Genomic DNA, 11,945 nt, shown 5'->3' on the forward strand with positions numbered 1-11,945 from the left:
CGCCGCGACGAACCGCTTCGTCAGCTCGGCGCGGCGGTGACGCAGGGCGTCCCCGCGGGCGAGACGCTGTCGTCGCTCGCCGCGGGCGGGGGCGAGCTCGTCAGCGGCGAGGTCAACGAGTTCTCGAGCGAGGACGTCTCGGCGGTGTTCCACCGCCACGGTGCGCGCCACTCGGTCGTCTACGGCGGCGTGACGGACGTGCTGGGCAAGCAGCTGGGCACCCTGACGTTCCGCGTCCACGCCGACGATCTCGCCCCGATCGTCGCCGAGCTGCGTGAGCGCACCGACGTGGTGCTGCCGGGCGAGGGGGTGCGCGCATGAACAAGTGGGACACCCTGACCCCGGTGCTGCTGCAGTCGATCGGCGAGACGGTCTACATGGTGGCCGTGTCTCTGCTCATCTCGGGCGTCGCCGGCCTGGTCATCGGAGCGCTGCTGTACGCCACCCGGCCCGGCAACCTCTTCGAGAACCGCGTCGTGTTCTTCGTCGCGAACCTCGTGATCAACGTCATCCGTCCGATCCCGTTCATCATCTTCCTCACCGCCGTGGCCCCGGTCACCCGGGCGGTGACCGGGACCACCCTGGGGACGGATGCCGCGATCGTCCCGATCACGATCATGGCCACCGTCGTGATCGCCCGCGTCGTCGAGCAGAACCTCGTCGCCGTCGACCCCGGTACCGTCGAGGCGGCCCGGGCCGTGGGGGCGCGACGGATCGGCGTGCTGTTCGGTGTCGTCATCCCCGAGGCGCTCGCACCGCTGATCCTGGGCTACACGTTCATGTTCATAGCGGTCGTCGACATGTCGGCGATGGCGGGCTACATCGGCGGCGGCGGTCTCGGAAACTTCGCGATCATCTACGGCTACCAGCAGTTCAACCAGCAGGCGACGTGGGTCACGGTGGCGATCATCGTCGTGATCGTGCAGGCCGGTCAGCTGGTCGGCAACGCCCTCGCGCATCGCATCCTGCGGCGCTGACGCTTCCGCAGACAGCCCGCGCGGCCCCGGCATCCCCCACCCCGTCGAGCGTCCGAGAAACGCCGATCGTGCGCCTCCGTGCACCGCGTGTCTTGGACACCCGACGGGGGCGGATGCCGGGGCCGTTCGCTCTCGCGGCGGACTTCCCGCACGGAGACGGTCCCGGGTGAGTCCGGAGTCGTGCGGAATCTCGGGTGGGCGGAAGCGTGCCGGTACCGATTCGATCTCGAGAAGACTCGTTCGATGGCCTTCGTTTCGTAATCCGTCCTTCTGTGAGCAATCGCGGCTCATTCCTATGAATAGGCTCTCCGGGGTTCATCCATTGGGGGAGGGGGAATCCATGCGATTCCGAGGCACAAAGATCGATTCCATTGCGGCGGTGCGCGCATGACCGATGCAGCGGCGGGGTGGTACCCCGACACCGAGACTCCCGGACGCCTGCGCTGGTGGGACGGTCGACAGTGGACCGACGACTTCACCCCGCTCCCTCCCGCTCCCGTCGTGACCACCGCTCCGCCTCCGGCCGCGGTGCGGGAGCGCGCCCGCGGCTGGATCTCCCGCGTTCCGGTCTGGGGCCGCGTCGTCGCGGGGATCGTCGTCGCGGTCGCGTTCGTCGTGCTCGCCCCGTTCGTCGGGTTTGCGGCACTCATCGTGCTGATCACGGGGATCGTCGCCCTCGCCAAGAACACTCCGACGTGGCTCCGTTTCCCCTCGCGCAGAAGTGCGGCCGTCTGGACCGCGGCCGCGGCCCTCGTCTTCGCCGTCGCGGGCGGACTGACGATGGCACTGAACCCGAGGAATGCGGTCCCGGTGGCCGAGGCGCTGCCCGAGGCGTCGGCGACGGCATCCGCCACACCGGCCGCATCGCCGACGGCATCTCCCACGCCTTTCGCCGACGACATCTCAGCGCTCGCCGCGTTCGACGGTCAGGCGAGCACCGCCGCCGATGCGTCGGCGACGGCGGACAAATCGGCGATCACGGTCCTCGACGGTCTCGCCGTGAAGGGGCGCGCGCCGAAAACCGGCTACGACCGCGACCAGTTCGGGCAGCGCTGGCTCGACGTCGATCGCAACGGCTGCGACACTCGCAACGACATCCTGTGGCGCGATCTGACGGATGCCGTGCGCTCGGGGCCCTGTCGGGTGACCGCGGGGACGCTCGCCGACCCGTACACCGGGCAGCGCGTCGACTTCGTCCGCGGGCAGGGAACGTCCGAACTCGTGCAGATCGACCACGTCGTCGCACTCTCGGACGCGTGGCAGAAGGGGGCGCAGCAGCTCTCCGCCGATCAGCGCTCGAGCTTCGCGAACGACCCTCTCAACCTCTACGCCGTCACCGGGGCCGCCAACGCGCAGAAGTCCGACGGGGATGCCGCGACGTGGCTCCCCGCGCAGAAATCCTTCCGGTGCTCCTACGTCGCAGCCCAGATCGCCGTGAAGGCGACGTACGGGCTGTGGGTCACCGAGGCGGAGCGCGACGCAATGAAGCGCGTCCTCGAGACCTGTCCGGACCAGACGGTGCCGACGTCGCCCTTCGCGGCGCCCGCGCCCGCGCCGGTCGTCGAACCCGCGCCGGTCGTCGAGCCGGTGGCCGTCGAACCGGCCCCTGCACCCGCGGAGCCCGCGCCCGCCCCGGTCGAGGAGGCGCCCGCACAAGAGGCGTACTACGCCAATTGCACGGCGGCGAGGGACGCGGGTGCAGCGCCGATCTATGAAGGTCAGCCCGGCTACAGCCGGAAGCTCGATCGCGACGGCGACGGCATCGCCTGCGAGTGACGCGCTCGACGGGCGCGCCGCAGCTCGACGCCTCGAGTGTCCAAGACATCCGGATGCCGCAGAATGCGGCCCGCGTGTCTTGGACACTCGAGGTGGGGGAGGGGCCGCCTACCCTCGGAGGATGAGCTTTCTGCGCACCCTCGCTCGCTGGCTGCTCGGAGCCGCACTCGTCTTCGCGGGGACCGCGCACCTCACGTTCGCGCGGGAGGAGTTCGTCGCCCAGGTCCCGTCGTGGGTGCCGCTCCCGGTCGACGTCACGGTCGTGGCATCCGGGATCGTCGAGATCGCCCTCGGACTCGCGCTGCTCGTCCTGGGTCGCTTCCGCGTGCCGGTGGGCTGGATCGTCGCGGCGTTCTTCGTGGCGGTCTTCCCCGGCAACATCGAGCAGTTCGTCCGCGGCACCGACGCCTTCGGCCTCGACACCGACCTCGCTCGCGGCATCCGTCTGCTCTTCCAGCCCCTGCTGGTGATGTGGGCGCTCTGGTCGACCGGGGCGTGGCGGGCCTGGCGGGCACGCAGAAGCGCCCGCCGCGGCTGAGTCCTTCGCCGCCTCGGTCCGCGCGACGCCGACGTCGCGGCAGCGCGCGGCACCGGGGGCATCCGGGCGAACGCCCGCGCGGCGTCCCGAGCGAGCGCGGGTCAGCCCTGTGCGGCCTCGGCCCGCAGCACCTCGGCCAGCACGTCGAGGCCGCGGTGGGCGTCGGCGTCGCCGATCACGGCCGGCGGCACGACGTGCACGCGGTTCTCGGCGAAGAAGCCGAGCACGCCGCGCTCGAGCATCGCCGCCTTGATCGCCCCCATGCGGGCGGCGGGCAGGGGTTCGCGGGTCGCCCGGTCGGCGACGAGCTCGACGGCCCAGAACACACCGCGCCCGCGCACCTCGCCGACGAGCGGCGACTCCTCGGCCAGCTGCCGCAGGCGCGGGCCGATCACCTCGTCGCCGATGCGGCGGGCGTTGTCGACCACGCCCTCGTCGGCCATCGCCTGCTGCGCGGCCACGATGGATGCGGCGGCCAGGGGGTGGCCCGAGTACGTCAGCCCACCCGGGAAGACGCGGTCGTCGAACACCCGGGCCACGGCATCCGAGATCACCACTCCTCCCACGGGCACGTATCCGGAGTTGACGCCCTTGGCGAAGGTGATGAGGTCGGGGCGCACGTCGAACGCGTCGAACGCGAACCACTCGCCCGCGCGGGCGAAACCGGCCATGACCTCGTCGAGGATGAGCAGGATGCCGTACCGGTCGGCGATCTCGCGGACTCCGGCGAGGTATCCGGGCGGGGGCACCAGGATGCCGGCGGTGCCGGGGATCGTCTCGAACAGGAATGCCGCGATGGTGTCGGGCCCCTCGGCCTGCACCGTGCGCTCGAGGTGACGGAGAGCGCGCTCGGTCTCCTGCTCGGGCGTCTCGGCCCAGAACTCGGTGCGGTACAGGTAGGGCCCGAAGACGTGCACGTGGCCGCGGGAGTACTCGTTCGGCATCCGTCGCCAGTCTCCGGTGGCCACGATGGCGGCCCCCGTGTTGCCGTGATACGACCGGTAGTGCGAGACGATCTTGTCGCGGCCGGTGGTCAGTCGGGCCATGCGGATCGCGTTCTCGTTGGCATCCGCCCCGCCGTTGGTGAAGAACACCTTCGAGAAGCCCTCGGGGGCGCGTTCGAGCACCAGCTCGGCGGCGTGCGCGCGGGTCTCGTTCGCGTGCGCCGGGGCGACCGTCGTCAGCTGCGCGGCCTGCTCCTGGATCGCGGCGACTACGCGGGGGTGCTGGTGACCGATGTTGACGTTGACCAGCATGCTCGAGAAGTCGAGGTAGCGGCGACCGTCGGCATCCCACACCTCCACTCCCGAGCCCCCGGCGAGGGGGAGCGGTGCGAGGGTGCGCTGGGCCGACCACGAGTGGAAGACGCTGTGGCGGTCGCGCTCGCTGATCTCGGCGTTGCGGGTCGTGGTGAGGGGAGTCGACATGCCCCCAGTGTGCTCCGTCGCCCGGCCGGAGGGGGTGGCGGAACTGTCGGTACCCTCGAGGGACACTCGACAGTTTGGCCCGCCGATGCCCGCCTCGCTCCGCACCCTCCTCGACCACGACCGCGCGCGTCTGCGCGCCCTGACGCCGCTGACGGACGAGACCCTCGACCGCCCGCTGTCGTGGGTGCACAGCTCGGATCTGCTCGACCCGACGCCGTGGCTCGAACCGGGCAACCTGTTGCTGACCAACGGCGCCCCCTTCTCGGGAGCGGATGCCGCCGACCCCCGCGCCTACGCGGAACGCCTGCGCGACGCGGGGGTGGCGGGCCTGGGCTTCGCCACCGATGTCATCCACGCCCGGGTGCCGCCCGAGGTGGTCGCGGCGTGCGCCGAGGCGGGGGTGCCCCTGATCGAGGTCGGTCGTCGCGCGCCCTTCATCGGCATCATCCGCTTCGTCGCCGACCTGATCGCGGCCGACCGCGCCGCGCGGTTCACCTGGCTGCTGGACGCGCAGCGCGCCGTGGCGCGCGCCGCGGTGCGCGATGACGGTCTGCGCGAGATCCTGCGCACGCTCTCGCGCCTGCTCGACACGTGGGTGGCGCTGTACGACGGCGCCGGCGCCCGCATCCCGCTCGAGGGCATCCCCTCGGCGCCGGCAGCCGAGGAGCAGCGCGTCGCCGGCGAGACGCGACGACTGCTGGAGCGGGCCACGGCGGCGAGCGTGCAGCTGCCCGCGCCCGGCGGAGCCGTCCTGCAGACCATCGGGCGCAGCGCGGGGCTGCGCGGCGTGCTCGCGGTGGGCGCCCGGGCCGCGTTCGACCCGGCCGAGAAGGACCTGGTGGCCACGGTGGTCGCCCTCGCCAGCATCGCCCTCGATCAACAGCGTCAGGTGCAGACGTCGCTGCGCAGCGTCCGCTCCGGCGTGCTCGAGCTGCTGGTCGGCGGCCACCGCGAGGCGGCCGGACGCCTCTCGGAGGCAGTGTTCGGCGCCCTGCCCGCCGCGCCGTCGACGGTCATCACCCTCGGCTCGGGAGCCGTCGAGCCGGGACTGCTCGACGAACTGGAGGTGATCATGACGGATCCGCGGCGGCTGTTCTTCGCCGAACGCGGGGACGACGTCGTGGTACTCGCCGCCGAGGGGGATGACGCTGTGCTCGCCTCTGTCGTCGTGCGGCGCCGCCTGGCCGCGGGGAGCGCGATGCATCTCGACGACGATGACCTCGCCACGACGATGCGTCGCGCGGACCTCGCCGCTCGCGAGGCGCCCGCCGGAACGATCCGCCCCTACGCCGAGATCGCCGGGTCCGGCCTGGTCGGCGCCCTGCGCGAGCGCGGCGGCGACCTGCTCGCCGCGTCGCTGCTGCGACCGCTCGACGCCGTGCCCCCGGGAGAGCGGGGACGCCTGCTCGACTCGGCGCGGGCGTGGCTCGACGCGAACGGCGCGTGGGATCCCGCGGCGCGGGGGCTCGGCATCCATCGGCACACCCTGAAGGCGCGGATGGCCCAGCTCGAGCAGCTGCTGGGGATCGACCTGTCGACCTTCTCGGCCCGCGCCGAGCTCTGGGCGGCGCTGCAGCTGACGTCCTGACGCGACCGATCAAAGGGGACGGATGCCGCGCCCCCGTGCTCCGAAGGGCCCGCGCCGCGGCATCCGCCGTCCGCCCTCAGCTGTTCTGCGGGAAGCCGAGGTTGATGCCGCCGTGGGTGGCGGGGTCGAGCCAGCGGCTGGTGACGGCCTTCTCGCGCGTGAAGAAGTCGAAGCCGTGCACCCCGTACGCCTTGGCGTCGCCGAAGAGGCTCTTCTTCCAGCCGCCGAAGGAGTGATACGCGACGGGGACGGGGATGGGCACGTTGATGCCGATCATGCCGACCTGCACCTCGTTCTGGAACCGCCGTGCGGCGCCGCCGTCGTTGGTGAAGATCGCCGTGCCGTTGCCGAACTCGCCACTGTTGATCAGTGCCAGGCCCTCTTCATAGGTCTTCACCCGCACGACGGAGAGCACGGGGCCGAAGATCTCCTCGGTGTAGGCGCGCGAGGTGGTGGGCACCTCGTCGAGAAGGGTGGGGCCGAAGAAGAAGCCGTCCTCGCGCCCGTCGACGGTGTAGCCGCGTCCGTCGACGACGATGCGTGCGCCGTCGGCCTCGGCGACGTCGACGTACGACGACACCTTGTCGCGGTGGGCGGCACTGATGAGCGGACCCATGTCGGGCTCGGCGTCGGCGGCGCCGTCGCCGATGCGCAGCTTCGCGATGCGCTCGGCGACCTTGGCGATCAGCTCGTCGGCGACGGGGTCGACGGCCAGCACGACCGACACGGCCATGCAGCGCTCGCCGGCGGCGCCGAAGCCGGCGTTGACGGCGGAGTCGGCGACGAGGTCGAGGTCGGCATCCGGAAGGACGAGCATGTGGTTCTTGGCCCCGCCGAGCGCCTGCACGCGCTTGCCGTTCTTCGACGCGGTCTCGTAGATGTACTGCGCGATCGGGGTCGAGCCGACGAACGAGATCGACTGCACCTCGTCGGCGTGCAGCAGTCCGTCGACGGCGACCTTGTCGCCCTGCAGAACGGTGAAGGCGCCGTCCGGCAGCCCGGCCTCTTTCCACAGCTGCGCGAGCCAGAGGGATGCCGAGGGGTCCTTCTCGCTCGGCTTGACGATGACGGCGTTGCCGGCGGCGAGGGCGACGGGGAAGAACCACATCGGCACCATCGCGGGGAAGTTGAACGGGCTGATGATGCCGACGATCCCCAGGGGCTGCTTGATCGAGTACACGTCGACGCCGTTGGAGGCGTTCTCACTGAACGCGCCCTTGATCAGGTGGGGGAAGCCGCAGGCGAGCTCGACGACCTCCTGGCCGCGGGCGATCTCGCCCATCGCGTCCGAGACGACCTTGCCGTGCTCGGCGGTGATGATGCGCGCCAGCTCGCCCTTGCGGGCGTTGAGCAGCTCCCGGAAGGCGAACATCACGCTCTGGCGCTTGGCGATCGAGAAGGCGCTCCACTCCGCGAGACCGCGACCGGCCGAGGCCAGGGCGGCGGTGACGTCGGCCTGGTCGGCGAGGGCGACGTGCGCGCGCACGGCACCGGTGGCGGGATTGTGCACGGGGGCGGTGCGTCCGCTCGCCGAGGGGGCGGCGGCGCCGTCGAACCAGTGCGCGACGACGGGGAGGTCGTGATCGGTCATGCGTCCAGTAAAGGGCGTCGAAGGACGAGATCGGGATGCCGATTCGCACAGCCGGCGCGCGGCTCCTGGACGATGTGGCACAAGATGGGGTGGTTCCTGAAAAGGCGCTATGGGCTCGCCCCTGAGTTTGAGAACGATTATCAGCAGCGTTACCGTGGACGCATGACCCGCCGCCTTCTCGCCCCCGCCGTCCTCGGGGCCGCCTCCGTTCTCGCGCTCGCCGGTTGCGCCGGCACCAGTACTCAGACCGACGCGGCGGCGCCCGCCGACGGCGCGGTGACCGTCGTCGCCTCCACCGACGTCTACGGTTCGATCGCCGAGGCCGTGGGCGGCGACTTCGTCGACGTGCAGTCCATCATCACCTCTCCCTCGCAGGACCCCCACGAGTACGAGGCGAGCGCGCAGGACCAGCTGACGCTCAAGAACGCCGGGCTCGTCATCGAGAACGGCGCGGGCTACGACGCGTTCATGGAATCGCTCATCGAGGCGAGCGGCACCACCGCCCCCGTGATCACCGCGGTGGAATACAACCACGACTACCCCGGAGCCGAGGGCCACGACGACGGCGCCAGCGCCGAACCGACCGCCAGCGCCGGCGCGGACGACCACGACCACGCGGGTGAAGACGGTCACGCCCACGTCGAGGGCTTCAACGAGCACGTCTGGTACGACCCGCACACGGTCGAGGATCTCGCCGCGGCGATCGCGCAGAAGCTCGGCGAGCTCGTCCCCGACCACGTCGCCGACTTCAACGCCAACGCCGAGGCCTTCACCCAGCAGATCGAGGGTCTCGAGGACTCGCTCGGTCAGATCGGGACGAAGGATGCCGCCGCGAAGGTCTTCGTCACCGAGCCCGTGCCGGTGTATCTGATCGAGGCCGCCGGCCTCGACAACGCCACCCCGAACGAGTTCAGCGAGGCCGTCGAGGAGGGGCAGGACGTGCCGCCCGCGACCCTGCTGGAGTCGCTGCAGCTGATCGAGTCCGGTGACGTGCGCGTGATGATCGTCAACCCGCAGACCGGGGGAGCCGAGACCACGCAGGTCGAAGACGCCGCGAAATCCAAGGGCATTCCGGTGATCGAGTTCACGGAAACGCTCCCCGAGGGTCAGACTTACCTCTCGTGGATGCAGAGCAACATCACCGCGCTGAGCGACGCGCTGGCGGCGTGAGCGCGGGAGCGCCCCTGCGCATCCGCGGCGCCGCCCTCGAACGCGGCGGCCGGGAGCTGTGGTCCGGGCTCGACCTCGAGGTCGAGCCCGGCGAGCTCGTCGCCGTCCTGGGCCCCAGCGGGTCGGGCAAGACCACCCTCCTGCGCGCGATCCTCGGTCTCGAGCGCGTGAGCGCGGGATCGATCGAGGCGCTCGGCGCCCCGGTGCGTCGCGCGGGCAACCGCCGCATCGGCTACATCCCCCAGCAGCGTCCCCTGCCGCGCGAGACGCCGCTGCGCGGGCGCGACATCGTGGGCCTCGGCGTCGACGGACACCGCCTCGGCCTGCCGTTGTCGCGCAAGAAGGACCGCGCCCGCATCGACGAACTGCTCGAGGCCGTCGGGGCCACGGAATTCGGCGACCGCCCGGTCGGACTGCTCTCGGGGGGCGAGCAGCAGCGGCTGCGCGTCGGTCAGGCCCTCGCCGACGACCCCGCCCTGCTGCTGTGCGACGAGCCGCTCACCAGCCTCGACCTCGCCAACCAGCAGGCCGTCGTGCGGGTGATCGACCGTCACCGTCGCGAACGCGGAGCCGCCGTGCTGCTGGTGACGCACGACATCAACCCCGTGCTCTCGGGCGTCGACCGGATCCTGTACATCGCCAACGGGCGCTTCACCCTCGGCACGCCCGACGAGGTGCTGACCACCGAGACCCTCTCGGCGCTCTACGGCGCCCCGGTCTACGTCGTGCGCGCCGGTGGGCAGCTCATCGTCGTCGGAGCCCCGGATGCCGACGACGCCCACCACCATCACCACGACGAGGACGACGTATGAACTGGTCCGACGTCGGCGACGCCCTGTTCGGCGGGGTGAGCCAGTACGGCGCCATCCTCGAGCTGGTGCAGAACTCCGTGTACGCCGGAGCCGTCCTCGGCCTGGTCGGCGGTCTCATCGGCGTCTTCGTGATGCAACGCGACATGGCCTTCGCCGTCCACGGCATCAGCGAGCTGTCGTTCGCCGGTGCCGCCGTCGCCCTGCTGGTCGGCGCCGACGTCGTGTCGGGCTCGATCGTCGGTTCGCTCATCGCGGCCGCCCTGATCGGCGTGCTCGGCGCGCGTGCGCGCGACCGCAACTCGATCATCGGCGTGCTCATGCCGTTCGGTCTCGGCGTCGGCATCCTGTGCCTGTCCCTCTACAACGGCCGCAGCGCGACCCGCTTCAGCCTGCTGACCGGTCAGATCGTGTCGGTGCAGAGCGGCCAGCTCGGCTGGCTCGTCGTCATCGGCGTGGTCGTGCTCGTCGCGCTGCTGCTGATCTGGCGGCCGCTGCGCTTCGACTCCCTCGACCCGCAGTCCGCCGCCGCCCGCGGTGTGCCCACGACCGCGGTGTCGCTGGCCTTCATGCTGCTGCTCGGCCTGATCGTGGCGGTCGCGGTGCACATCATCGGTGCGCTGCTGGTGATGGCCCTGCTCGTCACCCCCGCCGCGGCGGCGATGCGGGTGGCATCCGGTCCCCTGTCGGTGCCGGTGCTGGCTGCGCTGTTCGGTTTCGTCTCGGCGGTGGGCGGCGTGCTGCTCGCGGTCGCCGGAACGCTGCCGGTCAGCCCGTACATCACGACGATCTCGTTCGCGATCTATCTCGTGTGCCGCCTGATCGGAGCCCGGCGCGATCGCACCACGCGGGCACTCTGAGCCCGCGCGCCACGACGGGCGCTCCCGCGCGTCGCGGTGCGTCCCGCACCCAGCCGATTCACCGAACCCGTCGATAGACTCGCCGCCATGGTCCAGCGCAACACGTGGCAGCGCGAACGCGTGCGCGAAGCCCTGTCGGGAGCCGGCGGGTTCGTCAGCGCGCAGTCGCTGCACGCGACCCTGCGCGACGAGAACACCGGCATCGGCCTGGCCACGGTGTACCGCACGCTCGCGGGCCTCGCCGCCCGCGGTGACGCCGACTCGCTGCAGAGCCCCGACGGCGAGAACCTGTTCCGCGCGTGCGAGACGCGGGGCCACCACCATCACCTCATCTGCCGGTCGTGCGGAAAGGCCGTCGAGATCGCGGCCACCGACGTCGAGGAGTGGGCGCAGCGCACCGCCGCCCAGCACGGCTTCAGCGAGGCCGAGCACGTCGTCGACATCTTCGGCGTCTGCACCGACTGCGCCCGCGCCCGGGCTCGCGAGCGTGGCGACGAGTAGTCGCACCGCGGCGCCCACGCGCCGCCGTCCCGAGACCCCTCGCTCGGGCTCCTCGCGCACCCTGGTCGCCCTCGGCCTGGGTGTCCTGGTCATCACCGCGCTGTTCCTGGTCGACGCGTTCGCCCCGACGTTCTTCGCCCAGCCCCTTCCCACCCGCGCGCAGGACGGCCTGACCCTCGCCCTCAGCGTGCTGATCGAGTCGCTGCCCTTCGTCATCCTGGGCGTCCTGCTGTCGATCATCGTGCAGGTGTGGGTGCCGCCGGGGGCGATCGAGAGATGGATGCCGCGCGCGCCGTGGGCGCGCCGGGCGGTGCTGTCGCTGCTGGGCATGTTCATCCCCGTCTGCGAGTGCGGCAACGTCCCCTTCGCCCGCGGTCTGATGATGCGCGGCTTCGGGGTGTCCGACACGCTGACGTTCCTCGTCGCGGCGCCGATCGTGAACCCCATCGTCATCATCTCGACGCACGCCGCGTTCGGTTTCAGCGACGGCATCCTGGTCGCGCGCCTGATCGGCGGGTTCCTGGTCGCCAACCTCATCGGCTGGCTGTACAGCCGGCATCCCGATCCCGACAAGCTGCTCACCGAGCGCTTCCTCGAGACGTGCGAGATCGTCGTGCAGGAGCGCGGCGACCGCGGGCGGCGCACCCTCGCGCAGTTCGTGGTGGAGCTGCGCTCGGTCATGCCGGCGCTCATCATCGGCTCGCTGCT

The 11,945-nt window shown here is 71.4% G+C and carries 11 protein-coding genes and 1 pseudogene; 10 read left to right on the top strand and 2 right to left on the bottom strand.

What is annotated here, in order from left to right; genetic code table 11:
- From QZ433_RS01695 to QZ433_RS01710, 4 genes and pseudogenes are all read left to right on the top strand, one after another.
- Positions 1 to 321, top strand: a pseudogene (locus QZ433_RS01695) (methionine ABC transporter ATP-binding protein); the annotation flags it as partial.
- The gene (locus tag QZ433_RS01700) at positions 318 to 977 is read left to right on the top strand and encodes a methionine ABC transporter permease (RefSeq protein ID WP_108317512.1); all 660 of its coding nucleotides are present in this window, start codon (positions 318 to 320) and stop codon (positions 975 to 977) included. The pseudogene QZ433_RS01695 and the gene QZ433_RS01700, both read left to right, overlap by 4 nt.
- Before the next feature lie 387 nt (positions 978 to 1,364).
- Positions 1,365 to 2,753 (top strand): DUF1524 domain-containing protein, encoded by a 1,389-nt coding sequence (locus tag QZ433_RS01705; protein WP_295779715.1) that lies wholly within the window; start codon positions 1,365 to 1,367, stop codon positions 2,751 to 2,753.
- Between the two features lie 121 nt (positions 2,754 to 2,874).
- Entirely contained in the window at positions 2,875 to 3,291 is a 417-nt protein-coding gene (locus QZ433_RS01710; protein WP_295779716.1) for a hypothetical protein, read from the top strand.
- Positions 3,292 to 3,392: 101 nt separating this feature from the next.
- Here QZ433_RS01710 and QZ433_RS01715 read toward each other — a convergent pair whose 3' ends face one another.
- Positions 3,393 to 4,718: an aspartate aminotransferase family protein gene (locus tag QZ433_RS01715; protein ID WP_295779717.1), complete on the bottom strand. Its 1,326-nt coding sequence runs from the start codon at positions 4,716 to 4,718 to the stop codon at positions 3,393 to 3,395.
- Between the two features lie 85 nt (positions 4,719 to 4,803).
- Between QZ433_RS01715 and QZ433_RS01720 the strand changes: the two genes are divergently transcribed.
- A complete protein-coding gene (locus tag QZ433_RS01720; protein WP_295779718.1) occupies positions 4,804 to 6,306 on the top strand; it encodes a PucR family transcriptional regulator in 1,503 nt (500 codons plus the stop codon).
- Positions 6,307 to 6,382: 76 nt separating this feature from the next.
- Here the strand turns inward: QZ433_RS01720 and QZ433_RS01725 are convergent, their stop codons facing one another.
- Positions 6,383 to 7,897, bottom strand: a complete 1,515-nt coding sequence (locus tag QZ433_RS01725; protein WP_295779719.1) for a CoA-acylating methylmalonate-semialdehyde dehydrogenase — start codon at positions 7,895 to 7,897, stop codon at positions 6,383 to 6,385.
- Positions 7,898 to 8,059: 162 nt separating this feature from the next.
- Between QZ433_RS01725 and QZ433_RS01730 the strand changes: the two genes are divergently transcribed.
- From QZ433_RS01730 to QZ433_RS01750, 5 genes are all read left to right on the top strand, one after another.
- Complete coding sequence (locus tag QZ433_RS01730; RefSeq protein WP_295779720.1) at positions 8,060 to 9,067, top strand: zinc ABC transporter substrate-binding protein; 1,008 nt, start codon at positions 8,060 to 8,062, stop codon at positions 9,065 to 9,067.
- The gene (locus QZ433_RS01735; protein WP_295779721.1) at positions 9,064 to 9,879 is read left to right on the top strand and encodes a metal ABC transporter ATP-binding protein; all 816 of its coding nucleotides are present in this window, start codon (positions 9,064 to 9,066) and stop codon (positions 9,877 to 9,879) included. Before QZ433_RS01730 ends, QZ433_RS01735 begins: the two co-directional genes overlap by 4 nt.
- Positions 9,876 to 10,736: a metal ABC transporter permease gene (locus QZ433_RS01740; protein ID WP_295779722.1), complete on the top strand. Its 861-nt coding sequence runs from the start codon at positions 9,876 to 9,878 to the stop codon at positions 10,734 to 10,736. Before QZ433_RS01735 ends, QZ433_RS01740 begins: the two co-directional genes overlap by 4 nt.
- 87 nt (positions 10,737 to 10,823) lie before the next feature.
- Positions 10,824 to 11,237: a transcriptional repressor gene (locus QZ433_RS01745; protein WP_295779723.1), complete on the top strand. Its 414-nt coding sequence runs from the start codon at positions 10,824 to 10,826 to the stop codon at positions 11,235 to 11,237.
- Positions 11,224 to 11,945: permease (locus QZ433_RS01750; protein WP_295779724.1), on the top strand; the 722-nt coding region annotated here is incomplete at its 3' end. The genes QZ433_RS01745 and QZ433_RS01750, both read left to right, overlap by 14 nt.

Origin of the sequence: uncultured Microbacterium sp. (assembly GCF_913776565.1) — a bacterium.
In the GTDB taxonomy this organism is placed as follows: Bacteria; Actinomycetota; Actinomycetes; order Actinomycetales; family Microbacteriaceae; genus Microbacterium.

Coding starts and splice junctions, on each gene's coding strand:
- QZ433_RS01700 (WP_108317512.1), top strand. CDS start 318: ATGAACAAGTGGGACACCCTGACCCCGGTGCTGCTGCAGTCGATCGGC.
- QZ433_RS01720 (WP_295779718.1), top strand. CDS start 4,804: ATGCCCGCCTCGCTCCGCACCCTCCTCGACCACGACCGCGCGCGTCTG.
- QZ433_RS01730 (WP_295779720.1), top strand. CDS start 8,060: ATGACCCGCCGCCTTCTCGCCCCCGCCGTCCTCGGGGCCGCCTCCGTT.
- QZ433_RS01740 (WP_295779722.1), top strand. CDS start 9,876: ATGAACTGGTCCGACGTCGGCGACGCCCTGTTCGGCGGGGTGAGCCAG.
- QZ433_RS01745 (WP_295779723.1), top strand. CDS start 10,824: ATGGTCCAGCGCAACACGTGGCAGCGCGAACGCGTGCGCGAAGCCCTG.
- QZ433_RS01705 (WP_295779715.1), top strand. CDS start 1,365: ATGACCGATGCAGCGGCGGGGTGGTACCCCGACACCGAGACTCCCGGA.
- QZ433_RS01715 (WP_295779717.1), bottom strand. CDS start 4,718: ATGTCGACTCCCCTCACCACGACCCGCAACGCCGAGATCAGCGAGCGC.
- QZ433_RS01725 (WP_295779719.1), bottom strand. CDS start 7,897: ATGACCGATCACGACCTCCCCGTCGTCGCGCACTGGTTCGACGGCGCC.
- QZ433_RS01710 (WP_295779716.1), top strand. CDS start 2,875: ATGAGCTTTCTGCGCACCCTCGCTCGCTGGCTGCTCGGAGCCGCACTC.